This is a genomic window from Pseudoalteromonas sp. NC201 (assembly GCF_002850255.1).
Classification (GTDB): Bacteria; Pseudomonadota; Gammaproteobacteria; order Enterobacterales; family Alteromonadaceae; genus Pseudoalteromonas.
On the sequence record NZ_CP022522.1, the window covers coordinates 408,995 to 431,652 of the forward strand.

At 43.9% G+C, this 22,658-nt stretch carries 24 protein-coding genes; 11 read left to right on the forward strand and 13 right to left on the reverse strand.

Annotation, left to right across the window (positions count from 1 at the left end; translation table 11 throughout):
* Positions 1 to 7 precede the first annotated feature (7 nt).
* The 3 genes from PNC201_RS01730 to tldD are packed head-to-tail and all read left to right on the forward strand — an operon-like array spanning position 8 to position 6,181.
* Positions 8 to 3,937, forward strand: coding sequence for a YhdP family protein (locus tag PNC201_RS01730; RefSeq protein WP_102055973.1), 3,930 nt, complete (start codon positions 8 to 10; stop codon positions 3,935 to 3,937).
* Complete coding sequence (locus PNC201_RS01735) at positions 3,930 to 4,745, forward strand: carbon-nitrogen hydrolase family protein (RefSeq protein WP_102055975.1); 816 nt, start codon at positions 3,930 to 3,932, stop codon at positions 4,743 to 4,745. Before PNC201_RS01730 ends, PNC201_RS01735 begins: the two co-directional genes overlap by 8 nt.
* The gene (gene tldD / locus PNC201_RS01740) at positions 4,742 to 6,181 is read left to right on the forward strand and encodes a metalloprotease TldD (RefSeq protein WP_102055976.1); all 1,440 of its coding nucleotides are present in this window, start codon (positions 4,742 to 4,744) and stop codon (positions 6,179 to 6,181) included. Before PNC201_RS01735 ends, tldD begins: the two co-directional genes overlap by 4 nt.
* A gap of 91 nt (positions 6,182 to 6,272) precedes the next feature.
* On the opposite strand, the gene yjgA is transcribed toward tldD, so the two are convergent.
* Entirely contained in the window at positions 6,273 to 6,791 is a 519-nt protein-coding gene (gene yjgA, locus PNC201_RS01745) for a ribosome biogenesis factor YjgA (RefSeq protein ID WP_010605940.1), read from the reverse strand.
* A gap of 135 nt (positions 6,792 to 6,926) precedes the next feature.
* Here yjgA and pmbA point away from each other — a divergent pair, with 135 nt between their 5' ends.
* Positions 6,927 to 8,276 carry a metalloprotease PmbA gene (gene pmbA, locus PNC201_RS01750; protein WP_102055978.1) on the forward strand — a complete coding sequence of 450 codons (1,350 nt, stop codon included), beginning with the start codon at positions 6,927 to 6,929 and terminating at the stop codon, positions 8,274 to 8,276.
* 67 nt (positions 8,277 to 8,343) lie between these two features.
* On the opposite strand, the gene mgtE is transcribed toward pmbA, so the two are convergent.
* From mgtE to PNC201_RS01810, 12 genes are all read right to left on the reverse strand, one after another.
* Positions 8,344 to 9,702, reverse strand: coding sequence for a magnesium transporter (mgtE, locus tag PNC201_RS01755; protein WP_102055979.1), 1,359 nt, complete (start codon positions 9,700 to 9,702; stop codon positions 8,344 to 8,346).
* A 349-nt stretch (positions 9,703 to 10,051) separates the two neighbouring features.
* Complete coding sequence (locus tag PNC201_RS01760; RefSeq protein WP_010376658.1) at positions 10,052 to 10,321, reverse strand: HPr family phosphocarrier protein; 270 nt, start codon at positions 10,319 to 10,321, stop codon at positions 10,052 to 10,054.
* Positions 10,322 to 11,188 carry an RNase adapter RapZ gene (gene rapZ, locus PNC201_RS01765; protein WP_010605937.1) on the reverse strand — a complete coding sequence of 289 codons (867 nt, stop codon included), beginning with the start codon at positions 11,186 to 11,188 and terminating at the stop codon, positions 10,322 to 10,324.
* Positions 11,181 to 11,639 carry a PTS IIA-like nitrogen regulatory protein PtsN gene (ptsN, locus tag PNC201_RS01770; RefSeq protein WP_010605936.1) on the reverse strand — a complete coding sequence of 153 codons (459 nt, stop codon included), beginning with the start codon at positions 11,637 to 11,639 and terminating at the stop codon, positions 11,181 to 11,183. The genes rapZ and ptsN overlap by 8 nt, the downstream gene beginning before the upstream one ends.
* Before the next feature lies 1 nt (position 11,640).
* Positions 11,641 to 11,928, reverse strand: a complete 288-nt coding sequence (hpf, locus tag PNC201_RS01775; protein ID WP_010376661.1) for a ribosome hibernation promoting factor — start codon at positions 11,926 to 11,928, stop codon at positions 11,641 to 11,643.
* Between the two features lie 29 nt (positions 11,929 to 11,957).
* Positions 11,958 to 13,457 (reverse strand): RNA polymerase factor sigma-54, encoded by a 1,500-nt coding sequence (locus tag PNC201_RS01780; protein WP_102055981.1) that lies wholly within the window; start codon positions 13,455 to 13,457, stop codon positions 11,958 to 11,960.
* 46 nt (positions 13,458 to 13,503) lie between these two features.
* Positions 13,504 to 14,229 carry an LPS export ABC transporter ATP-binding protein gene (gene lptB / locus PNC201_RS01785; protein WP_010605934.1) on the reverse strand — a complete coding sequence of 242 codons (726 nt, stop codon included), beginning with the start codon at positions 14,227 to 14,229 and terminating at the stop codon, positions 13,504 to 13,506.
* Positions 14,229 to 14,771 (reverse strand): lipopolysaccharide transport periplasmic protein LptA, encoded by a 543-nt coding sequence (gene lptA, locus PNC201_RS01790; protein WP_010605933.1) that lies wholly within the window; start codon positions 14,769 to 14,771, stop codon positions 14,229 to 14,231. Before lptA ends, lptB begins: the two co-directional genes overlap by 1 nt.
* A complete protein-coding gene (gene lptC, locus PNC201_RS01795) occupies positions 14,761 to 15,315 on the reverse strand; it encodes an LPS export ABC transporter periplasmic protein LptC (RefSeq protein WP_010605932.1) in 555 nt (184 codons plus the stop codon). Before lptC ends, lptA begins: the two co-directional genes overlap by 11 nt.
* Positions 15,312 to 15,863: a 3-deoxy-manno-octulosonate-8-phosphatase KdsC gene (kdsC, locus tag PNC201_RS01800; RefSeq protein WP_010605931.1), complete on the reverse strand. Its 552-nt coding sequence runs from the start codon at positions 15,861 to 15,863 to the stop codon at positions 15,312 to 15,314. Before kdsC ends, lptC begins: the two co-directional genes overlap by 4 nt.
* On the reverse strand, positions 15,863 to 16,834 hold the full coding sequence (locus tag PNC201_RS01805; protein WP_010605930.1) for a KpsF/GutQ family sugar-phosphate isomerase: 972 nt from the start codon (positions 16,832 to 16,834) through the stop codon (positions 15,863 to 15,865). Before PNC201_RS01805 ends, kdsC begins: the two co-directional genes overlap by 1 nt.
* 9 nt (positions 16,835 to 16,843) lie before the next feature.
* Complete coding sequence (locus PNC201_RS01810; protein WP_102055983.1) at positions 16,844 to 17,803, reverse strand: calcium/sodium antiporter; 960 nt, start codon at positions 17,801 to 17,803, stop codon at positions 16,844 to 16,846.
* Positions 17,804 to 17,977: 174 nt separating this feature from the next.
* On the opposite strand from PNC201_RS01810, the gene PNC201_RS01815 reads away from it, so the two are divergent.
* From PNC201_RS01815 to murA, 7 genes are read left to right on the forward strand one after another with little or no spacing between them, the layout of a single operon-like run.
* The gene (locus tag PNC201_RS01815; protein WP_010376674.1) at positions 17,978 to 18,778 is read left to right on the forward strand and encodes an ATP-binding cassette domain-containing protein; all 801 of its coding nucleotides are present in this window, start codon (positions 17,978 to 17,980) and stop codon (positions 18,776 to 18,778) included.
* 2 nt (positions 18,779 to 18,780) lie between these two features.
* Positions 18,781 to 19,560 carry a lipid asymmetry maintenance ABC transporter permease subunit MlaE gene (gene mlaE / locus PNC201_RS01820; protein WP_010376675.1) on the forward strand — a complete coding sequence of 260 codons (780 nt, stop codon included), beginning with the start codon at positions 18,781 to 18,783 and terminating at the stop codon, positions 19,558 to 19,560.
* A gap of 12 nt (positions 19,561 to 19,572) precedes the next feature.
* Positions 19,573 to 20,118 carry an outer membrane lipid asymmetry maintenance protein MlaD gene (gene mlaD / locus PNC201_RS01825; protein ID WP_010376676.1) on the forward strand — a complete coding sequence of 182 codons (546 nt, stop codon included), beginning with the start codon at positions 19,573 to 19,575 and terminating at the stop codon, positions 20,116 to 20,118.
* 2 nt (positions 20,119 to 20,120) lie between these two features.
* Complete coding sequence (locus tag PNC201_RS01830) at positions 20,121 to 20,807, forward strand: MlaC/ttg2D family ABC transporter substrate-binding protein (protein ID WP_010376677.1); 687 nt, start codon at positions 20,121 to 20,123, stop codon at positions 20,805 to 20,807.
* Entirely contained in the window at positions 20,794 to 21,099 is a 306-nt protein-coding gene (locus PNC201_RS01835; protein ID WP_010376680.1) for an STAS domain-containing protein, read from the forward strand. Before PNC201_RS01830 ends, PNC201_RS01835 begins: the two co-directional genes overlap by 14 nt.
* 5 nt (positions 21,100 to 21,104) lie before the next feature.
* Complete coding sequence (locus PNC201_RS01840) at positions 21,105 to 21,362, forward strand: BolA family protein (RefSeq protein WP_010605927.1); 258 nt, start codon at positions 21,105 to 21,107, stop codon at positions 21,360 to 21,362.
* A 12-nt stretch (positions 21,363 to 21,374) separates the two neighbouring features.
* The gene (murA, locus tag PNC201_RS01845) at positions 21,375 to 22,634 is read left to right on the forward strand and encodes a UDP-N-acetylglucosamine 1-carboxyvinyltransferase (protein WP_010376684.1); all 1,260 of its coding nucleotides are present in this window, start codon (positions 21,375 to 21,377) and stop codon (positions 22,632 to 22,634) included.
* Positions 22,635 to 22,658 lie beyond the last annotated feature (24 nt).

Sequence of the window (22,658 nt, forward strand, 5' to 3'; positions counted from 1 at the left end):
GCGGTACATGCAGGCTAAGGCCGTCTGTTTTTTCTGCCTGCGTAAAGCGTGGCAAATCTTTGCGATCACTTTAGTGACACTCGCGGTGCTGGTGTCTGCGCTGAAGTACGCCTTGCCCTATGTTAATGATTATAGAAGTAACATCGAAGCGCTGATCCAAAAGCAACTGAATGTTGATATTAGTATTGGCCAGATCAGTGCGAGTTGGGAAGGCAATGGGCCTGCTCTGGTGTTGGAATCGCTCTCTTTTAAAGACAATAAAGACTCGCCAATCTCCATTAATATTGCCAAAACCTCTTTGCAGCTCAATGTATTTGAGTCTGTACGACAAATGCAGATCGCATCTAACTATTTTGTACTGGAAGGGTTTGAGGCCGATATAGATCTGAGCAAATTAAGCGCGGCTCAAGATCAAGGTGCTTTTGAGCAGCAAGCATTAATTGAAAGCCTTTTCTTAGGTGATGTTGGGCATTTTGCGGTGCAAAACAGTCGTCTTAATATCACCTTTTCTAGTGGTAAGACCCACAGTTTATTATTGAAAGATTTGGTGTGGCAAAACTCTAGTGCATTACATGAGGGGGCAGGAGAAATCGCATTACCTGGGTTTTCTCAAGGCCAGTTTAACGCTCGTCTTTCTTTGTCGGGGCGAAAGCTACGTGAATTGGCAGGGAATATCTATGTATCCGCGGATAAGGTTAATCCGGTCGATTGGTTAGAAGAGCTTATCACCTTAGCACATCCAGACCTAAAAGCAGACATCAATGCTCAGCTATGGCTAGGCTTTGAGCAAGGTACGTTGCAAGATATTACAGTGGATATCAAACCCAGTACCTTGACTTGGCAAGAAGACGAAAATCAGCGCACATTGGCATTAGACGATGCGCAATTTCTGTTAAAGCCAGATCAGCAAGGTTGGTGGGTGCAAAGTAGTGGTATCCAGTTTAGTCGTAATCTAGAAGCGCTTGCTCCTATTTTATTTGAAGCGAAATGGCATAAAGATAACAAGACCTTTTGGTTAAAGGATATTAACGCCAACTTTTTAGCTGAGTTAGCACAACTTGCTAAATTCCCTGGACGAGATTTGTTGTATGGTATGAATCCCAATGGTCAACTGAGCGCAGCGAAATTCAGTCTTGGTACTAATAACGCTTTTGCGGCATGGGGAGTTATTGAAGAGATAGCTTTTGAGCCATTTCATGGGATCCCGGGAATTTATGGTACCAGATTAGAGGTGAATGCGACTGATGAGCAAGTTAGGCTCAATTTAAGTGCTGAACAAACTGAATTGCTATCCAAAGAGACCTTCAAAGATAATATTAAGCTCCAGCAGCTCAGTGGTGATGTCTATATTCGCAATCAACAAGCACAAGGCTGGCAAGTTTCCAGTCCCAACTTTTGGCTTAGTAATCAAGACGTAGCATTAGCCACAGAATTTTCCTTGCAGTTATCAGATGACCCTCGGCTTGATTTATATGCGGAGCTACTCGGTGGGCGTGGTGAAATCGCTTCACAGTACTTTCCTGTCAGTATTATGCGTAAAAGCTTAGTTGACTATTTAGAAGCAGGGATCCAAGGTGGTCAGCACTTGCAGACTCAAGTCTTACTGAGTGGGGCGCTTTCACAATTTCCATTCGCTGATAAGCAAGGTCAGTTTGAAGTTAAATCACGTTTGAATGATGTTACTTTTGGTTTTGCACCGGATTGGCCTAGCGTTACTTCAGGGGATGTCACACTACACTTCGAAAACGAAAGAATGGATATCTACGCACACCGTGGAGAACTTGTTAATCAAAGTATTGATGAGGGTGTCGTTGTGAGTATTGCGGATCTAAATCACGCTGATGTGCTGACTGTTGATATTAGTCACTCCACAGAAGCGAGCACGCTACAGCCTTTCTTTGTGGCAACGCCGCTCGCAGATCCACTCGCGAATATATTAGATATTGTTCAAGGTAAAGGTGATGCAAAAGGGGATGTGCAATTGGTCGTCGACCTGAAATCAGGTGCCGTACATGCTAAAGGTGACATCTACCTAGACAACAATCCTGTTTTTTTGGCAAAGCCTGGCATGCAATTACAGCAAGTGAAAGGTGTGGTTAGCTTCGATGATGACACTATCAAAGTGAATAATTTGACCGCTAAGTGGCTGGACATGCCCCTGTCGTTGGACTTATCAGGAAGCGGAGATAAGCAAAATTATCAAGTAACGACCAAGGTCAGTCTTGAAGCTGGGGTTGAGCAACTGCAACCGCACGCAAATGGAATTATTGACGGCTACTTTGAAGGCAATAGCGTGCTGAGCACTGAGCTTATCCTTAATTTTGCCGATGCTGGATTTAACTATAAAGCCAAATTTGCTAGTGATTTACGGGGGATCGCGAGTCACTTACCCGATCAATTCGGCAAACCTGCTGATCAAGCTAAACTGCTAAGCGGCACAGTATTAGGGGATGATATTTCGAATCTTGTTACGGCAAGCCTAGATAATCAATTGTATTTTAATGGCATCGTTGAAAATGGATCCGGTGCGATGCGTAATGCACACCTGATAATTGGCAGTAAAGATGAAGGCTTAAATGCATCCGGTTTTGATATCACAATCAAACAACAAGAAGTCGAGCTGTTGCCTTGGTTACCACTGATCAACCGCATTATCAAAGCGCCAAATTCAGGTTCCGACCCTGCATTTCTACCAGCACTGAATCAGGTAAATGGTTCTTTCTCAAAAGTAACATTCTCTGAGATCCCTTTCCATGATGTTGACTTTACTATGGCCGCGATTGACGGCGCGATGCAGCTTAAAATCAATAGTAAAGAAATGCGCTCACAAGTGGCTATTCCAGCGTCAAACTCAAGCCGGCCTATTCACATTAATAGTGATTATTTACGTCTAAATTTACCTAAGTCGGAGCCGCAAGCGCAAGAGACGGTGGAAAAAGACGTTCACTCATTAGATTGGTTGTTGAGCTTACCTGCAACCGAATTTGTGTGCGGTGACTGTAAAGTTGATGAATATCAGTTAGATCAGGTCAATATGTCGTTGTTTGGGGATGGTAATAGACTCAATATTTCAGAGTTAGTGATTGACAAAAAAGATCATAAACTCAATGCCAGTGGCCGGTTTGAGCAAGGTAAAACGACGCTAAGCGGCGCGTTAAACAGCAATGACTTTGGTGAACTAACGGATGAGTTTGATATTACTTCGACCATTAAAGACTCCCGCGCCAACATAGATTTTGTCCTCAATTGGCAAGGCGCGCCATACGAAATGGATTTACCTAGCCTAGGTGGCGAGTTGACTTGGCGCTTAGGAGAGGGCCACTTGGCAGAAATAAGCGACAAAGGAGCACGTGTCTTTTCATTGCTGAGTTTGGACTCTTTGATCAGAAAGTTACGCTTGGACTTTAGAGATGTGTTTTCTAAAGGCTTTTTCTATAACAGTATGAGTGGTTCGGTACAACTAACGAATGGTATTGCGATCACTGAAGATGCGAAGCTCGATGGCGTGCCCGCGGATCTAACGATACGTGGCTATGCCGATCTCAATACTCACGAAATTAATTATGATTTAGCCGTCGCACCACAAGTCACGTCGAGCTTACCTGTGATTATGGCATGGGCGGTGAACCCTGTGACGGGATTAGCTGCACTGGCATTAGATAAGGTTATCCACTCGGCGCGAGTGATCTCTGAGATTAATTTTAAAATCACCGGAACGATGCAAGAGCCGGTGGTTACCGAGGTTGATCGTAAGAGTAAAGAAATTGAGTTACCCAAACCGGTTGTGCCTCTTAGTGAAGAAGCTATGCCAGATGGAGCTGATGAGAATACCAGTAAAGAAGCACCAGCAATGAATTCAGAATCACATCCAAGTGCTACACTTAAGCATAGTGAGCAACCTCTTGTGTCGCAAAATAAGGAAAGTGGTAATGGCTAAGGTGATTGCATTGCCAATGTGCTCGGCTAAAGCACCCCAAACAAATATAGATTATCTTAAAAGTCAGCTGGTTAAGTTAGTGATGGAAGAGCCAACCTTAGTTTGTTTACCTGAAACTTGGCTGGCGTTTTGCGACAATGCGCAACAGACTTGGGAATACGCGCAGCATAATGAAGCACTGCTTGGAGAGCTTTCAGCGCTTTGTCAACAATATAGCATTTGGTTGGCGGCAGGTACCATCGCGATACCAAGCCAGAGCGATAAATATCTGGCTGCGAGTTACTTATTTGATTCGAGTGGCGAAATCGTAGCACGCTATAATAAGATCCATCTATTTGACGCCGATGTGAGTGACAAAACTAAACAATATCGAGAGTCTGAGCGAACAGAGCGTGGACAGGATGTCGTGGTAGTGGATAGTCCATTTGGCAAAATTGGATTAAGCGTGTGTTATGATCTGCGCTTTCCAGGTTTGTTCCAAATGATGAGAGCGAAGGGAGCTGAGCTATTTTTAGTCCCGAGTGCTTTTACCTGTGCAACGGGTAAGGCACACTGGCAGCCATTATTACAGGCGAGGGCGATAGAAAACCAATGCTATGTAGTTGCAGCCGCGCAAGTAGGTTGTCATGAAAATGGCCGAGAAACCTATGGACACAGTTTAATTGTATCGCCTTGGGGTGAAGTCTTAATTGACTCTGGTGCGAATTTAGAACCTATTTCACAGCAGCTAGATAGCGCGTTTCTTGATTCGATCCGGCAAAAAATGCCGGTTGCGGATCATAACCGATTTAAAAGTGAGTTTTTATGAGTAATGTAGAGCAGAATTTACTGACCAATAGCCAGCTGACACGTGAGCAATTATCACAGACTCTCGAGTATATTCATCAGCACAAAGTAAATTATGCCGATCTGTACTTTCAATCAAGCTACCACGAAACTTGGGTGCTGGAAGACGGCATAGTCAAAGACGGCAGCTACAACATCGAACGTGGTATTGGTGTGCGTGCAGTGAGTGGTGAGAAGACTGGCTTTAGTTATTCTGATGCCATCAATATTGAAGCCTTAACCAAAGCTGCAGAAGCTGCGCGTAGCATTGCGCAAGCTGGCGAAAGCAGTAAAGTCCAAGTATTTAGCGATGTAAAAGCACCCATTCAATTTCAACCAGCACAGCCAATTACCAGCATGAGTGATGCGGATAAAGTGGCTTTACTAAGAGAGATTGAACAGTGCATTCGCGATTTAGCACCTGAGGCGCAGCAAGTGGTCAGTTCGCTGTCGGCGGTATATGAAGAAGTGTTAATTGCCGCAAGCGACGGCACATTTGCAACCGACATTCGCCCGTTAATACGTTTAAATTGTTCGGTACTCCTTGAGAAAAATGATCGCAGAGAGCGTGGTAGTGCCGGTGGTGGTGCGCGTTTAGATTATGGTTACTTTAAAGAGTTAGTAGACGGTGCACCGAGATGGATGCAGTTTGCCAAAGAAGCTGTGCGCCAAGCACGCGTGAATCTTGAAGCCATTGATGCACCAGCAGGTGCGATGCCTGTGGTGCTCGGTTCTGGTTGGCCGGGCGTTTTGTTACACGAAGCTGTTGGACATGGCCTAGAAGGTGATTTTAACCGTAAAGGTGCCTCTGCATTCAGTGGCAAAATAGGTGAACAAGTCGCTTCGAGTCTTTGTACTGTGGTGGATGATGGCACGATAGCCGACCGTCGCGGCTCTTTGAATGTGGATGATGAAGGTACGCCAGCGGCATACAACGTACTGATTGAAAATGGTATTTTAAAGGGCTATATGCAAGACAAGCAAAACGCGAGCTTAATGGGCGTGGCGCCTACAGGTAATGCGCGTCGTGAGTCTTATGCCCATTTACCGATGCCAAGAATGACAAATACCTACATGCTTGCGGGTGAGCACAGTCAAGAAGAGATCATTCGTAGCGTAGATAAAGGCATTTTTGCTAGTAACTTTGGCGGTGGTCAAGTGGATATTACCTCTGGTAAATTTGTATTCTCAGCGTCTGAAGCCTACTTAATTGAGAATGGTAAAATAACCCAACCAATTAAAGGTGCAACGCTTATAGGCAATGGTCCAGAGGTGATGAAAAAGGTCTCTATGGTAGGCAATGACCTTGCGCTTGATAGAGGCGTTGGGGTATGTGGTAAAGATGGTCAAAGCGTCCCTGTGGGAGTCGGTCAACCGAGTTTGAAGATTGACGAAATTACTGTCGGTGGTACAGCGTAATACTACCTGCGGTAACTATTCATAAGCCAAAAGTAATAAGCAAAAGGCGCATCAGCGCCTTTTTATGTTGTATCAGAGCCACAACACTGCGTTACGGCATAATCGCTTCTTTTAAATACTGGAACAGCTCTTTGTAGGCTTTGCCTGGCTTCTCAGCTTTTACTTCTTTACTTGCTTGGCGCGCCATCTGGCGCATTTTTTGACGCTCAAGTTCAGGATACTTATCCAATAGCTCATTAATCTTGCTATCTCCTTTGGCAATCACTTCATCGCGAATAAGCTCAATCTTATTCAGCAATACGTCTGCTTTATTGTTCTTATTTAGCATCAAATCCATCGCAGCCTGAATATCTTCGACATTTGGAGTACTACGCAATGTCTTGGCAATGTAGTTCATATGACGACGGTAAGCATCTGTTTTAGCACGGATCCTATCCGCAACAGTCATGGCCTCTTTAAGCTCGTCCGTTAGAGGTAACTTCTCACGCTGCTTCTTGCCAAGCCCTGCAATTTCACAGCCTAGTTCATGCAACTCTAGCGCCTCGCGCTTAAGCTCGCTTTTTGAAACGTAAATAATCTCTTCTTCGGTCGTTTGCTCGTGTTTAGCCATTGGTCTTGTCTATACTAGTAAATATTAAGGTCTCTACATTAGAGTATACCACAATTGATCACTACAATAGTTAGTAGCTGTGATAGCATATTAGCTAATATGTTTTAGTTAGACGAGCGAGCGGATAAGGTATCTATGACTCAACCTCAACAACACCCTATATATAATCAAATTGATGATGTGAAAAATGCAGTTGCCGATGTGTTAGCGCATGCTAAAAAACTAGGTGCAACCTCGGCAGAAGCGGCGATGTCTAGTACCTCTGGTCTGTCTGTAAGTACACGAATGGGAGAGGTTGAAACCATTGAGTTTAATCAAGATGGTGGTCTTGGTATTAGCGTTTATGTGGGTAATCATAAAGGCTCAGCATCAACCGCGGATCTGAGTCCTGAAGCCCTGCGCTCAGTGGTTGAAAAAGCCGTAGATATTGCTCGATTTACCTCGGATGACCCCTGTAATGGTGTGGCGGATAAAGCCTTGCTAGAGATGTCACCAGCAGATTTAGATCTTTTCCATCCTTGGCAAGTTTCTCCCGATGAAGCCATTGAGCAATGTATTGCTGCTGAAAAAGCTGCGTTAGCATTCGATCCTCGAATCGTGAATTCTGATGGCGCGAGCTTATCGAGCCACCAAGGGATCCGTGTATATGGCAATAGCCATGGCTTAATTGCAGGGTTTCCACGCACCAGACACAGCCTGAGCACCATGGTGATTGGTAAAGAGGGTGAGCAAATGCAACGGGACTCTGCATATGCGTTATCTCGCGTGCACGCGGAGCTAAAATCCCCTGAAGAAGTCGGTTTAGAGGCGGCACAATCAACGCTTGCAAAATTAGGCAGTCGTAAGGTGTCAACGCGCAAAGTGCCTGTTATTTTTCGAGCGGATATTGCTAACAGCTTATTTGGGCACTTAGTGTCAGGTATTGGTGGCGGCGCGCTATATCGTAAGTCTAGCTTCTTGTTGGATTCTTTAGACACACAAATTTTTAATCGCTGCGTTAACATTGAAGAGAAGCCACATTTATTAAGAGGGCTTGCTTCGAGTCCTTTCGATAGCGAAGGTGTAAAAACCATCGACCGTGAAATTATCACAGATGGCGTGCTCAATACTTACTTATTGGCAAGCTATGCTGCACGTAGAATGAATATGCAAGCGACAGGTCACGCAGGTGGGATCCATAACTGGTTAGTAAAACCAACACACGACGATTTAACCAGCCTACTTGAGTCGATGGGCACTGGTTTGTTAGTCACTGAACTTATGGGGCAAGGTGTTAATACGGTAACTGGTGATTACTCTAGGGGAGCTGCTGGTTTTTGGGTCGAAAATGGAGAACTTCAATATCCTGTAAGTGAAATTACTATCGCTGGTAATTTAAAAGATATGTTTATGGGGATTGAAGGCGTTGGCGCTGATATTGAATGCCGAGGAGCAGTACAAACCGGCTCTATACTACTCAATAATATGCAAATAGCGGGCGAATAACTCCCTCTCTCAGCTCAAGAAATGCTGGTTTTGACCAGCATTTCCCGCTATTTTGACTCTATTACTGCTACACTAATAACCAAGTTGCGGTGCCAAGGAATGCAAAGATCCCTACGATATCAGTAACGGTTGTTAGTACCACACTACCAGCTAGCGCTGGATCGATATTCATTTTCTTTAACATAATTGGAATACTGGCACCTGCAATACCCGCTGCGACTAAGTTCATAAACATTGCGAAGGCAATTACAGCACCGAGTGTAAAATCCCACTGCCATATAGCAATAACCCCAGCGATCAAGACAGACCACAGCACGCCGTTTAAGGCGCCGATCGCCAGCTCTTTACCCATTAAAAACTTTTGGTTAGTCTGGTTAATATGACCAAGGGCAATACCGCGAATCACTAGGGTTAGCGTTTGGCTACCGGCAACGCCGCCCATACTTGGTACTATGCCATTTAACACCGCGAGAATAGGTAAAATATCCAAAGTACCTTCGAAGAAGCTTGCAACAAACGCAGCCATCAAGGCAGTTAGCAGGTTAATCCCAAGCCAAATAGAGCGGCGCTGGCTACTTTTTAAAACTGGCGCAAAGGTGTCTTCTTCATCTTCAAGACCTGCCATACTTAACAAGCTGTGCTCAGCATCTTCACGAATAACGTCAACAACGTCATCAATGGTGACACGGCCAAGCAAATGGGCGTTATCGTCAACGACGGGAGCTGAGATCCAGTTATGACGCTCAAAAAGCTGCGCCACTTCAGACTCATCCATGGAGATAGGGATCGTTTCCTTATCTTCATCCATCAAGTCTCGAACCATACTGTCAGGAGACTTAGTTAATAAGGTATTGACTGGTAAGGCACCCAAGAAACAGTTGTCTTTATCGACAACATATAGCTCATCTGTGCCGTCTGGCAATTCGCCTTTAAGACGTAGATATCTAAATACAACTTCCAAGGTAACATCGGGTCGAATAGTTACCGTGTCGGTGCTCATTAGCGCACCGGCAGAGTGTTCCTTGTAGGACAAAGCTTGTGTCGCACGTTCTCTATCTTGGCTATCCATCGCTCCGATAACGTCTTTGTAGACGGTATCAGGCAGGCTTCTTAGGACATCACCAAGGTCATCGTCGTCCATGTCTTCTGTAGCGGCGGCGATTAGCTCAGGTTCCATCTGGGCGATGATCCCAAGTCTTACGTCCTCTGACAGTTCCTCTAAGACATCCCCTTGGATATCTGGGTCAACAAGCTGCCACAGCATAGAGCGAATTTTATGAGGGGATGATTCTAAAAGCAGTGCAGTGTCACAAGGTGCTGTTTCTGCGAGCATACGCCTAACTTGAACAAACTGACCACTGTTTAAGGCGTTAGTTACCTTTTGGAGTTGTTCCAGTGTGTAGTCTTGTTCAAATACTTCAGGCATAGGCATCCTTTTTGATATTAATGGTGGTTAACGTGATTAAGTTAACCCTATTCATTTATTTTATCGCAGAAATCAATTTCTTAATTTGAATTTTATTCGTGTTGTTTCTGCTGGTGGGTTGCTATCGTTAATATACGTTAAAGGTGTACGCAACGATAAAGTAGGATTTTCCGGCAACTAGCTTTACTGCACGAAAGAAACCTAAATTGGTATTACAGTGTAACTCAGTTTATTAGGAACTACCAAGGTTTACGCTTAATTATGAGAGACTTATTAGACCACTTTGGTTACGGAGGAGGGGGAGATTAGCAGGGAGTAAATGAATCAGGCCTTATTGTTTTACTGACGATTACTCGGATTCATTAAACTTATTTTCTATCAGTCCGCCAATGGCGTCTAGTGCATACTGAGCATCAGGACCTTCACAAACCACTCGGACTTCTTTCCCTTGGCTGCTTTCAAGTAACAACAGCGCTAGTACGCTGTCAGCAGCAGCACTTTTGTCTCCTTGATATAAGGTCACTTCGGCATCAAATTGGGTTGCTAATTGCGCAAGAACCGTCGCTGCTCGAGCGTGCAGGCCGAGTTTGTTTTGGATTAAAAACGTATCTTCTAACATTTAACCCTCTTGCTCTCGGTGACGAATTTTGACGTTGGGATGGGTTTTAGCAAAACGTTCACCAATGGTTTGCGCTAAGTATACCGAGCGATGTTGCCCACCTGTACATCCTATTGCGATCGTTAGATAACTGCGATTGTTACGCTCTAAGTGTGGTAACCAAGTTTGTACGAAGGTTTGGATCTGCCAAGTAAACTTTTGCACGATGCTGTGACTCGACAAATAGTCTTTGACTGGTTGATCTAAGCCAGTTAGCGGCTTAAGCTCAGGCTCCCAATGTGGGTTGGGTAAAAAGCGCGCATCAAAAACGTAATCCGCTTGTTTTGGGATGCCGTGTTTAAAGCCGAAAGATTCAAAGGTAATAATGAGTTGTTTGTCTTTTTTACCTAAGATTTTTTCGCGGATATCTTCTGCAAGTTGATGAACGCTCAGGCCTGTAGTATCAATGAGAAAATCGGCGCGAGTGATCAGCACGTCTAACAATTCCCGTTCTTTCTTTATCGCAACATCTAATGGAAGATTATGCAGTGAAAGAGGGTGCAAACGGCGTGTTTCTGAGAAGCGCTTTATCAGGGTTTGATCGTCACTGTCTAAATAAAACAGGGTAGGTTTGGCAAAGCCTGGTAAGTATTCAAGAATGTCATTAAACTCGTCCTGTTCTTTAGGTAAGTTTCTAACATCAATACTGACTGCAATTTTATTATAATTGTCCGAAACACTGCGGACTAAAGACGGCAGCAAATTGACCGGAATGTTATCCACACAATAGTAGCCTAAGTCTTCCAATACTCGAAGCGCTACAGATTTACCAGAGCCTGAGCGGCCACTGATAATGATAAGCTCGAGTCCTTTTTCTTCATCACTCATCAAGTTCACCTTGGATCACTGCATATAACTCATCATCACTTTTTGCTTGCCTAAGCATTTTGCAAAAAGACTTGTCTTTGAGTGTATCAGCAATCGCCGCTAAGGTCTTCAGGTGCTGTTGATTATCACCTTCAGGTACGATGAACGCGACAAAAATATCGACAGGCTGCTTATCTATGGCTTCAAACTGGATCCCTTGCTCGCTGACAAGCACCATTGCAAGGATTTTATCCAAACCTTCAAGTCGACCATGGGGAATGGCAATGCCTTTACCGATCCCTGTGCTGCCTAATTTCTCTCGCGCCATTAAGGCGTCCAAGATAGCATGCTGACTGGTATTTGGAATTTGGCTATGAGCCAGTTCGCTGATGTATTCTAAAATACGTTTTTTGCTATTAAAAAGGACCGCAGCTTTACTGCAGTCCTTGTTCACTAATTCACTTAATTTCATCTTAGTGTCGAGTGAGCTTCTCTTTGTGTTTAATAACTTGACGATCTAGCTTGTCGATAAGGCCATCAATTGCGGCATACATATCTTGATGCTCTGTTGATGCAAATAGCTCGCCGCCGTTTACGTGTAATGTTGCTTCTGCTTTTTGTACTAGTTTCTCGACATCAAGGATCACATGCACATTATTGATATGATCAAAGTGCCTTTCTAGCTTCGCAAACTTGTTGGTGACATAGTCTCTTAATGAGTCAGTAATTTCTACATGGCGACCAGTTAGATTTAGTTGCATAAGCATTTTTCCTTCTTGGGTTTTACGTCTTATATCAAGCTTTTACGCTGATTTGACGGTGGAATGGCTAGGGATTCACGATATTTTGCAATCGTACGTCTCGCTACCTTAATTCCTTGCTCAGCTAAGATATCTGCAATTTTGCTGTCACTCAATGGCTTCGCGGTATTCTCTGCAGCTATCAGCTTTTTGATAAGTGCTCTAATTGCTGTAGAAGAGCACTCACCTCCATTTTCCGTACTTACATGGCTAGAGAAGAAATACTTCAGCTCAAATATTCCCCGAGGTGTATGCATGTATTTTTGTGTTGTCACACGGGAAATTGTGGACTCATGCATCTCAACCATTTCAGCAACATCATTTAGCACCATAGGGCGCATTGCTTCGGGGCCATGTTCAAAGAATGCCTGTTGTTGTTGCACAATGCAATTGGTAACTTTTAATAAAGTATCATTTCGGCTTTCTAAGCTTTTAATAAACCACTTTGCTTCTTGTAAATGTGAGCGAATAAACTGACTATCCGTACTGGATTTCGCCGTTCTAGACATCGCAGCGTAATGGTCATTTACTCTTATTTTAGGCATAGCATCAGGATTTAGCTCTACGACCCAACGACCTTTTACTTTTTTCACCGATACGTCAGGGATCACATATTCAGGCTCTTCATGAATAATGCTTGCCGCAGGCTTTGGGTTAAGGCTATGTATTAACGTCATGACCTCTTTGAGATCGGCTTCTTTAAGGCGCGTTTTCTTAGCCAAAGTTCGATAGTCACGGCTGGCAAGCAAGTCGATATGCTCTGTCAGGATCATTTTTGTTTCGGCAATCCATGGGGTATCTGGGGCGAATTGGTTTAGCTGAATGCATAAGCATTCTTGTAAACTACGCGCTGCGATACCGACAGGGTCAAAAAGCTGAATGCGTTTGAGTACGGCTTCGACTTCATCTAGCTCAATAGGCTCTTCGCTATTCTCGTCATTAATGCTTTCTAAAATGTCTTCGCAAGACAGTGTTAGAATGCCTGACAGGTCGACCGCTTCAATAATCGCAATCGCAATAGCTCTATCTGTTGGACTAAATGGTGTCAGTTCGAGTTGCCACATGAGATAATCGTGGAGAGATTCAGAGGTTTCCCCTTGATAAACATTATCGTCATCGGGAAGTGGACCTGAGCTTGCAGCAGGCGCTGCACTCATATACTCGTCCCAAGTGACATCCATGGCAAGGTCATCGCTCACAGTGTCTTTGCTCATGGCGGTATCTGAGTCTATCTCATAGTCACTAACCTGCGTTTCATCGGCTGAATCTTGATTGTCGTCAGCACGGCTCTTTTCTTGGCTGTGTTGGTCAGCGTTTTCGCCGTCAGTATTATCACCTTCTTCCACTTCCAACAATGGATTGCTGTCTAATGCTTCTTGTATTTCTTGTTGCAGATCCAATGTACTAAGCTGCAGCAAGCGAATGGCTTGTTGCAGTTGCGGAGTCATTGTAAGTTGCTGCCCCATGCGCAGCTGTAATGATTGCCTCATGTATCTCTAACAATCCTTTTTAACAGTTATTAATACTACGTCTTAACTATAGCTTGAATTGTTCGCCTAGGTAGACATCTCTTACGGTTTGATCTGCCAAAACATGTTCTGGCGTGCCTGCAGCGATTAACTCACCATGTGAAACGATGTAGGCCTTTTCACATACGTCCAGTGTTTCTCTAACGTTATGATCGGTGATAAGCACACCGATACCACGGTTTTTTAGGTGCTCTATGATTGTCTTTATATCTAACACCGAAATAGGATCAACACCAGCAAAAGGTTCATCTAACAGGATAAACTTAGGGTTTGCGGCTAAAGCACGAGCAATTTCGACTCGTCTTCTTTCGCCTCCCGACAATGCCATGCCCTGTGAGTCGCGAATGTGTTGAATATTAAACTCATCCAGTAACTCGTTTAGTTCAGCTTCTCTTTCAACTTTAGATAAGTCTTTTCGAGTTTCTAAAATCGCCATCAAATTTTGATAGACCGTGAGTTTTCTAAAGATTGAAGACTCTTGCGGTAGATAGCCAATACCAAGTCGTGCACGGCTGTGCATCGGTAACAAAGTGATATCTTCGTCATCAATCTGAATATAGCCTTTGTCGCTTGGTACTAACCCTACAATCATGTAGAACGTAGTGGTTTTACCTGCACCATTTGGTCCTAATAAGCCTACAATACTGCCAGCCTGAACACTTAAACCAACATTTTTGACGACCTGACGACCTTTATAACTCTTTGCTAGACCAGTTGCTTTGAGCTCGCTCATTAATTGTTACCTTCTTCCTGCGCTTTTTTCTCTTTAGCGTCTTTTTTGTCATCAACAGGAACAAGGATGGTTCTTACTCGAGAGTCTTCTTGGTCTGAGCGCTCAGCGCTGATCAATTGCTTTTCAATGTCATAGGTGATGACTTGAGCATTGATTTTTTGCCCAGTTTGATTGATTTCAGCATCACCAGAAATCACTAGGGTTCCCTTCGCTACGTCGTAACGGATTTCATTTGCTTTGGCTTCTAGTAAGTTGCCATCGGGTTGACGTTCGCTAAAAGTGGCAGGGCTGCCAGTTGCCACAAGCAGTTGCTTGTTAATGCCGAGCTCCGCGCGGCGGTGGACCTCTAGGCGATCGGCATTTATCTTTCTGTTGCCATGAATAATAACAACATTCTGTTCAAAAATACCGATGTTGCTTTGCAGTTGAGCTTGCTGACGGCCAGCATCAATAATGACTTCATTTTGTTCTGCAGCAATTGCTAGAGTAGAACTTGCAAGCAAGCCGATGAAAACTAGTTTGTTAATGATTTTACTGGTCATAATAAATTGTCTTTGTGTGGTTGATGAGTTCGATCACTTGCTTTTGTAGATCCGCATGCAGTCCTTTACCTGTGATCCTAAGACTAGGACCGTTGATAACGACAGGGTGTTCCGACTTCATCAATTTTTGCTTAATTTCAACTCTTACATTATCGGCATTGATATCCGTGATCATGGCGTTAGGCGTTAAATTCTTTGCCAACACATTGCCCTCTAATATCAAGGTGTTGTTTTCGTATAGGGTTGCTTCTAATGCGCTTATTTGCCAATTCTGTTCACCGTTATATAAGGTGAAAATGGGCTTTTCAAAGTGACTAAAGCCAAGATCTTGATACAACTCCATCTTATCAGCAGTTACCTGATAGTTTAATAAGCCATTTTCACTATAGGTCGTTTGCTGAAGCGTGGTTGCAACATAATCGGGTTTAGCTAACGGTTCATCTTCTTTTGCTGGATCCGCCTCTGATGGATTAAACATGGGCGACCACATCCATACCATTAAAGAAGCGAAAACAATGAGTAAGATGACACGTAATACGGTCATGTACTTGATCCTTTGGAAGTCAATAAGTGATTTTGGCTGAGCATTAGAAGATCAGTTAGTTCTCTCACGGCACCAAAGCCACCTGGCATCAAGGTCGTGTAATGGGCGATATGTTTAACAAGAGGATGTGCATCATTGACGGCAACGGCAAAACCAACTCGTTCCATTACGGGTAGATCTGGGCCATCATCACCAATATATGCAATTTCGTCATCATTAAGGTTGAGCTTAGTCTTCAGTTCATCATATGCCACTAACTTGTTTTCTTGACCTTGGTAAATATAAGTTACATTTAAACTAGTCATGCGTTGCTGAACTATTTGTGAATGTCTACCTGTGATAACGGCGACTTCGATACCACTATCAATCAAGGCCTTAATACCAAACCCGTCTTTGGTATTAAATGCTTTCAGTTCTTCACCATTGTTACCAAGGTATATACGGCCATCTGAGAATACGCCATCAATATCGCAAATTAATAATTTGATTTGTTTTGCTTTTTCCCAAGCTTCAGTTGAAATCGTCTGATATAAATCTTCAAATTGCATTACAGCACCCCCGCTCTAAGTAAATCTTGCGTATTCAAGGCGCCAACCGGAATGTTGTTTTCGTTCACCACAATCAAGCCGTTAATCCGTTTGGTTTCCATAATATTGAGTACCTCAGCTGCGAGCATATCGGCGCGTGCCGTCGTACTTTTAGCCGTCATTACTTGCGTGATTGGGGTGGTGTGAATATCGACCTTTTGTTCGATAATACGGCGCAAGTCGCCATCGGTAAAAATCCCTTGTAATTGCGAGCTTTCATCTACGATTGCCGTCATACCTAAACTTTTTGCGGACATTTCAAATAAAGCTTCTTTGACTGTGCAGTGACTATTGACCATAGGGATTGCATCCCCTTGATGCATGACATCAGCAACGGTTAGTAGTAGACGTCTTCCCAAACTACCACCAGGGTGGGAAAGTGCAAAATCATCAGCCGTAAAGCCTCTGGCTTCAAGTAGCGCAACCGCGAGCGCATCACCCATCACTAGCGTAGCTGTGGTGCTGGCCGTGGGTGCAAGTCCTAGTGGGCAGGCTTCTTTTGATACTTTAACACAAAGGTGAACCGTCGCATTACGAGCCATTGTAGAGCTTGGGTTGCCTGTCATGGAAATAACGGGGGCCCCTAAGCGCTTAATTACAGGTAGGATTGAGATCACCTCTTGGGTTTCCCCTGAGTTGGAGATCATCAGTACCACATCATCTTTGGTGATCATACCTAAGTCGCCGTGACTTGCTTCACCTGGATGAACAAAAAATGCGGGGCTGCCAGTACTTGCGAGTGTCGCTGCGATTTTGTTACCGATGTGGCCGGACTTACCCATGCCAATCACGATGATGCGACCTTGACAGCCAAACATAATTTCACAGGCTTTTACAAATTGCTGATCAACAAACTGTTGCACTTCTTCTATTGCTGCAAGTTCGGTAGCAAAAACTTGATTTGCAGAATCAATAAATGGGTTCGTTGTCACAAGGCTTCCTCAAATGATGTAGTAAATATAACCGACGAAGCTTGCGACAAGTATGCCACCTTCCAAGCGGTTGATGCGGCGCTGACCTGTTAAGCTGAGGCTCATTAGGATAAGCAGCAGTGTCGCGCCAAGCATAATAAATATATCACGTGACGCAATATTGGCGTCGAGGACGGATGGGTTAATGATCCCAGCAATGGATAGCACGGCCAATATATTAAAGATGTTCGAACCAATAATATTGCCAAGCGCTAGATCGTCCTCCTTCTTTAGTACACCAGCAACACAAGCAGCAAGCTCGGGTAAACTAGTACCAACGGCGATAATGGTTAATCCTATTAGCAGGTCACTCATGCCAAAATATTTGGCGATATCAACCGCAGCGCCAACGAGATAGTCCGCGCTAATAGGCAGTAAAATCATACCCACGATTAACCAGAAAACAGCTTTTTGAGTTGGAATATTATTTGGCACTTCTTCACAGGCTTCACTGACAAATGGGTCATCATTATCTCCACCACCACGCTTGGTGATAATGATAAGTGCAAGAAGAAAAGCGGCGAAACCGACTAATAACAAAACACCTTCTACGAAACTAAAGTGGTTATCACTAACGATATACCAAGCTGCCAATGAAACGACGACTAACAGCGGCATTTCGCGGCGCAAAATACCAGAGCCAACGGAGAGTGGCCTTAATAACGCGGTGAGACCCAAAACGAGTAAGATATTGGCGATGTTAGAACCTATGGCATTGCCCACGGCGGTGTCTGTTTTATCTGCAAGAGAGGCTTGCGCAGCAACCATCATTTCTGGTGCTGAAGAACCCATGGCCACGATAGTTAAACCAACAATTAATGTTGGTACACCAAAGTTTCGTGCAAGAGCGGCCGCACCAAAAACAAAGCGGTCAGCACTCCAAACCAGTGCAATAAAGCCAAGAATGAGAATAACAAACGATAAAACCATGAACCTCTAGCCAATAGGATTAAAATTTCGATAGATACTACCAAAAGCGCTCTGGAAAGTATAAGCAAACCGTTACATTTCACTACTTACAAAATTTTACCAAAACGATTTTCCATCTTGTTTGAAAAAAAAGTATCATACTTGGATGAATATAGTCTGGATCTGGAGAGCGACTTGTCGCAGTCAATTGTAGAAATCAAGGATGTAACCTTCTCTCGGGGTGAAAGGATCATCTACAAAAACATGAGCTTTTCCGTACCAAAAGGCAAAATTACCGCAATAATGGGGCCGAGCGGCATTGGTAAAACCACCATGTTGCGACTGATTGGTGGTCAGCTTAAGCCTGATAGCGGTGATATTCTTTTTGCTGGAAACAGTATCCCTAACATGTCTCGAGCAGCTTTATACCAAGCTCGAACGCGCATGAGCATGTTATTTCAAAGTGGCGCTTTGTTTACTGATATGAGCGTGTTCGATAATGTGGCGTTTCCTCTGCGCGAGCATACTGAATTATCTGAAGAGTTAATCCGTTTAGTGGTGTTGATGAAACTCCAAGCGGTTGGCCTTCGTGGTGCAAAAGATTTAATGCCGGCAGAGCTTTCTGGTGGTATGGCAAGACGTGCGGCTTTAGCGCGTTCTATTGCGCTTGATCCTGAATTAATCATGTACGATGAACCGTTTGCAGGTCAGGATCCGATCTCCATGGGTGTTCTAGTTCGCTTGATTAAGTCGCTTAATGAAGTGTTGGGATTATCGTCGTTGATAGTTACCCATGATGTCACCGAAGTACTGAGCATTGCTGACCACGTCGTTATTATTGCTGAACAAGGTGTGATTGGTACGGGAACCCCTGAACAGATGCTTGAACACGAATCGCCATTAGTGCAGCAGTTCTTACAAGGCCTTGCGGATGGTCCTGTGCCATTCCACTTTAAAGCGCCAGATTATCAGCAAGCGCTGTTGCAAGGAGAGTGAGTATGGTCGACTTTTTACAAAAACTAGGCCACAAAACCCTCAGCCGTTTTGCCGCACTTGGCCGTGCCACAACAATGCTTTTTGGGGCGCTATGTAGCTTACCTAATTTCCGAAAAGGCACGCCGCTGTTGATAAAGCAACTTTACATGGTTGGTCATCAATCATTGTTGATTATCATGGTGTCTGGTTTATTTATCGGCATGGTATTGGCATTACAAGGCTATACCGTGTTAGTTGGGTATGGCGCTGAAGATAGCCTTGGACCTTTGGTTGCTTTGAGTTTACTTAGAGAGCTGGGCCCTGTGGTAACCGCACTCTTATTTGCAGGACGTGCAGGCAGTGCGTTAACTGCAGAAATCGGTTTGATGAAGGCAACGGAGCAATTATCTAGTTTAGAAATGATGGCGATAGACCCGCTTAAGCGCGTGGTTGCCCCTCGTTTTTGGGCCGGTTTTATTAGTATGCCGTTACTCGCACTGATATTCTCTGCGATCGCTATTTTAGGCGCACACTTGGTCGGTGTTGATTGGTTAGGCGTAGATTCAGGTAGCTTCTGGTCAATTATGCAATCGCAAGTGTCGTTTCAACAAGACATCTTAAATGGTCTTATTAAGAGTTTCGTATTTGCACTATTAGTAACTTGGATCGCGCTATACAAAGGCTATGACTGTATTCCTACTTCAGAAGGAATAAGTAAAGCGACGACAGAGACGGTAGTACATTCTTCACTGGCTGTACTTGGCTTTGACTTTGTATTAACAGCGGTTATGTTCTCAAGTTAAAAGGTTTTAAAAATGAATACACGGAAAATAGAAATTTTAGTTGGCTTGTTCGTGGCATTGGGCATTGCTGCATTTGTTATGTTGGCGCTAAAGGTGGCTAACTCAGGCTTAAGCGGCAACGGTGAAACTTACACTTTGCATGCTAAGTTCGAAAATATAGGTTCGTTGAAAACTCGTGCCCCAATTAAGGTGGGTGGGGTTGTGATTGGCCGTGTTGATGGAATTCACATCCATCCACAAGAGTTCGTGCCAGTAGTTTCAATGAGTTTAGATAAAAACTACGAGTGTCAGTTTTCCGATACGTCGTCGGTTTCGATTTTGACGTCGGGCATTTTAGGTGAGCAGTATTTAGGTATTTCTCCGGTTATTGCTGCTGAATCTGCGAAGCAAAAATGTCTTGGTCAGGAAGTAACGAGTGAAGATAGCGTTGATCTTGAGTCTCTTTTTGGTGTGGAAACAAAAGCGCTAAAAGACGGTGACATGATCACAGATACAAAATCGGCACTGGTATTAGAAGAGCTAATTGGTCAGTTCCTATTTAATCAAGGGAGCGAGTAAATATGTTAAAAAACATCTATGCAAAATGTCTGACTTTGTTTGTAGCATTGATGGCTACCGCATTGGTTCAGGCGAAAGAAGTGGATTCAAGCGATCCTTATAAAATGGTAGAGCAAGTTGCGGCGCAAACTTTTCAGCGTGTTACGAAAGAGCAAAATATCATTGAAAAAGACAAAGAACACTTACGCGTTATCGTAGAAGAAGAGCTCTTGCCTTACATTGATTACAAATATGCTGCGTATCGTGTATTAGGTTCTTATATTCAAAAGGTTCGCAACATTGAAAGTAAAGAGGAGAAAGCCGCTGCTGTCGAGCATATTAGAGAGTTTATTGAGGTATTCAAAAATTACTTGGTAGCGACTTATGCTGGTGTATTTACTCAATATAAAGACCAAAAGGTAGAATTTGGTGAGCATCGCCCATTTGAGAATGAGGCTGTGGTGGTTGTTAAGACCAAAATTGTAGAACCAGGTAAGCCTGATATCAAAATTGATTTTAAAGTTAGACGCGGGCAAGACGGTGACTGGCGTGCTTTTGACATGATGGCGGAAGGCATTAGTTTACTAGATGCCAAACAATCGGAGCTACATGGTATTTTGCGTCAGCAAGGTATTGAGCATGTGATCCAACTGTTAGATAAGAAGAGCAAGCTTCCGGTGCAATTTAGAGGGGATGATGGTGACGCCTAATATTTCATTCACCGAAAGTAAAGGTGAAATCGTGTTAACTGGTGAGCTTACGAGAGCGAGTTTACCAAGCGCACTGAAACAGTCGACCATCGTTCAAGTGTTGAAAAATGCACAATCAACCGTCTATTTTAACCTTTCTGAGGTGACAAGGGTTGACACCGCGGGCTTAGCTTGGTTAATTCACTCTTTAGGTCAATTGAAACAGCGCGACATTCGTCTCGAGCTGAAAAATACGCCTGAGCAACTGCAAAATTTAATGGAGTTGGGACAGGTGACAACCCTATTTGAGTGAGTCTAATGGAAACAAATCAAGTCGAAACTTTATTGAGAGATACACTATCGCTTGACGAGATCATCGTCAAAGCTAATGGTAGTCACTACGAAGTCATTGCTGTTGGAACGTGTTTTGACGGATTAAGAAGGCTGAAAAGAGAACAGCTGATCTACGGCCCACTGATGGATACTATTAAAGACGGCACTATGCATGCTGTTAGTATTCGTGCATTCACACCTGATGAATGGCAAAAAGAGCGCAAATTTATTCTTCCACAATAACGGAGTGCCGCAATGGATCAGTTTGTTATCCAAGGTGGCACCACTTTAGCCGGTGAAGTCACTATTTCAGGGGCTAAAAACGCAGCCCTACCTATTTTATTCGCCGCTCTGCTTGGCGATGGTAAAAGCCGTTTTTCTAATGTACCGCACTTACGCGATATAGGTACCACTGAAGCCTTATTAAAAACACTGGGCGCTGAAGTTGAGTGGGACGGCGATATCTTAGAAATCAACGGAGCAACGGTAAATAGCGTGCTTGCACCTTATGAACTCGTTAAGCAAATGCGTGCGTCGGTACTGGCGTTAGGCCCATTAGTTGCCAGATTTGGTCAGGCGCAAGTTTCCCTACCGGGAGGTTGTGCTATTGGTGCTCGTCCAGTCGATCTGCATATTTCAGGCCTTGAGAAAATGGGCGCTAAGATCAAAGTTGAGAATGGTTATATCCATGCGGTAACCGAGGGTCGTCTTCGTGGCGCTGAGATCTTTATGGAAACCGTCAGCGTTGGTGCTACTGAAAACTTATTGATGGCTGCAACCCTCGCCGATGGTAAAACTGTGATAGATAATGCTGCGCGAGAGCCAGAGATTATTAACTTAGCTGAATGCTTAGTTGCCATGGGTGCCAAGATCAATGGTGCAGGCTCTAGCCGAATTGAGATAGAAGGCGTTGAGCGTCTTAATGGTTGTGAGCATAAAATCCTTCCTGATCGCATCGAAACAGGGACCTTTTTGGTTGCTGCGGCAATGGCAAAAGGCGAAGTACTATGTAAAAACACGGATTATCATAGTCTTGAACCTGTGCTTGAAAAGCTACGTGCCGCCAATGCTATCGTTGAGGTAAGTGAAGACAGTATTTATGTGGATATGCGTCAACGCGCTTTGAAAGCCGTTAATATTAAAACCATGCCACATCCTGGCTTTCCAACAGACATGCAAGCTCAGTTTACTGCATTAAATGTGGTGGCTGAAGGTAGCGCGACAATCACAGAAACTATCTTTGAAAACCGCTTTATGCATGTGCCAGAGTTACAGCGTATGGGCGCGAATATTCGTTTAGAAGGCAACACTGCAATCTGTGGTGAGACAGAGTCGTTATCTGGTGCACAGGTAATGGCAACCGATTTACGCGCTTCAGCGAGTCTTATCCTAACGGGTATTGTTGCAACAGGCGAAACCATCGTAGATCGCATCTATCACGTTGATAGGGGTTATCAGAAGATAGAAGATAAGCTAAGCCGTTTAGGTGCAAATATAAAACGCCGTAAAACCTGAGCATAATTAAGCAAATTGGTAAAA

What these genes read in the sequence shown, in the direction of transcription:
- PNC201_RS01840 (WP_010605927.1), top strand. Translation starts at nt 21,105, where the DNA reads ATGGAAACAAATCAAGTCGAAACTTTATTGAGAGATACACTATCGCTT.
- PNC201_RS01730 (WP_102055973.1), top strand. Translation starts at nt 8, where the DNA reads ATGCAGGCTAAGGCCGTCTGTTTTTTCTGCCTGCGTAAAGCGTGGCAA.
- mlaE (WP_010376675.1), top strand. Translation starts at nt 18,781, where the DNA reads ATGGTCGACTTTTTACAAAAACTAGGCCACAAAACCCTCAGCCGTTTT.
- kdsC (WP_010605931.1), bottom strand. Translation starts at nt 15,863, where the DNA reads ATGCAATTTGAAGATTTATATCAGACGATTTCAACTGAAGCTTGGGAA.
- yjgA (WP_010605940.1), bottom strand. Translation starts at nt 6,791, where the DNA reads ATGGCTAAACACGAGCAAACGACCGAAGAAGAGATTATTTACGTTTCA.
- PNC201_RS01810 (WP_102055983.1), bottom strand. Translation starts at nt 17,803, where the DNA reads ATGGTTTTATCGTTTGTTATTCTCATTCTTGGCTTTATTGCACTGGTT.
- PNC201_RS01780 (WP_102055981.1), bottom strand. Translation starts at nt 13,457, where the DNA reads ATGAGGCAATCATTACAGCTGCGCATGGGGCAGCAACTTACAATGACT.
- lptB (WP_010605934.1), bottom strand. Translation starts at nt 14,229, where the DNA reads ATGAGCGAGCTCAAAGCAACTGGTCTAGCAAAGAGTTATAAAGGTCGT.
- tldD (WP_102055976.1), top strand. Translation starts at nt 4,742, where the DNA reads ATGAGTAATGTAGAGCAGAATTTACTGACCAATAGCCAGCTGACACGT.
- PNC201_RS01835 (WP_010376680.1), top strand. Translation starts at nt 20,794, where the DNA reads ATGGTGACGCCTAATATTTCATTCACCGAAAGTAAAGGTGAAATCGTG.
- lptC (WP_010605932.1), bottom strand. Translation starts at nt 15,315, where the DNA reads ATGACCGTATTACGTGTCATCTTACTCATTGTTTTCGCTTCTTTAATG.
- murA (WP_010376684.1), top strand. Translation starts at nt 21,375, where the DNA reads ATGGATCAGTTTGTTATCCAAGGTGGCACCACTTTAGCCGGTGAAGTC.
- rapZ (WP_010605937.1), bottom strand. Translation starts at nt 11,188, where the DNA reads ATGAGTGATGAAGAAAAAGGACTCGAGCTTATCATTATCAGTGGCCGC.
- PNC201_RS01760 (WP_010376658.1), bottom strand. Translation starts at nt 10,321, where the DNA reads ATGTTAGAAGATACGTTTTTAATCCAAAACAAACTCGGCCTGCACGCT.
- lptA (WP_010605933.1), bottom strand. Translation starts at nt 14,771, where the DNA reads ATGACCAGTAAAATCATTAACAAACTAGTTTTCATCGGCTTGCTTGCA.
- ptsN (WP_010605936.1), bottom strand. Translation starts at nt 11,639, where the DNA reads ATGAAATTAAGTGAATTAGTGAACAAGGACTGCAGTAAAGCTGCGGTC.
- mlaD (WP_010376676.1), top strand. Translation starts at nt 19,573, where the DNA reads ATGAATACACGGAAAATAGAAATTTTAGTTGGCTTGTTCGTGGCATTG.
- pmbA (WP_102055978.1), top strand. Translation starts at nt 6,927, where the DNA reads ATGACTCAACCTCAACAACACCCTATATATAATCAAATTGATGATGTG.
- mgtE (WP_102055979.1), bottom strand. Translation starts at nt 9,702, where the DNA reads ATGCCTGAAGTATTTGAACAAGACTACACACTGGAACAACTCCAAAAG.
- hpf (WP_010376661.1), bottom strand. Translation starts at nt 11,928, where the DNA reads ATGCAACTAAATCTAACTGGTCGCCATGTAGAAATTACTGACTCATTA.
- PNC201_RS01830 (WP_010376677.1), top strand. Translation starts at nt 20,121, where the DNA reads ATGTTAAAAAACATCTATGCAAAATGTCTGACTTTGTTTGTAGCATTG.
- PNC201_RS01735 (WP_102055975.1), top strand. Translation starts at nt 3,930, where the DNA reads ATGGCTAAGGTGATTGCATTGCCAATGTGCTCGGCTAAAGCACCCCAA.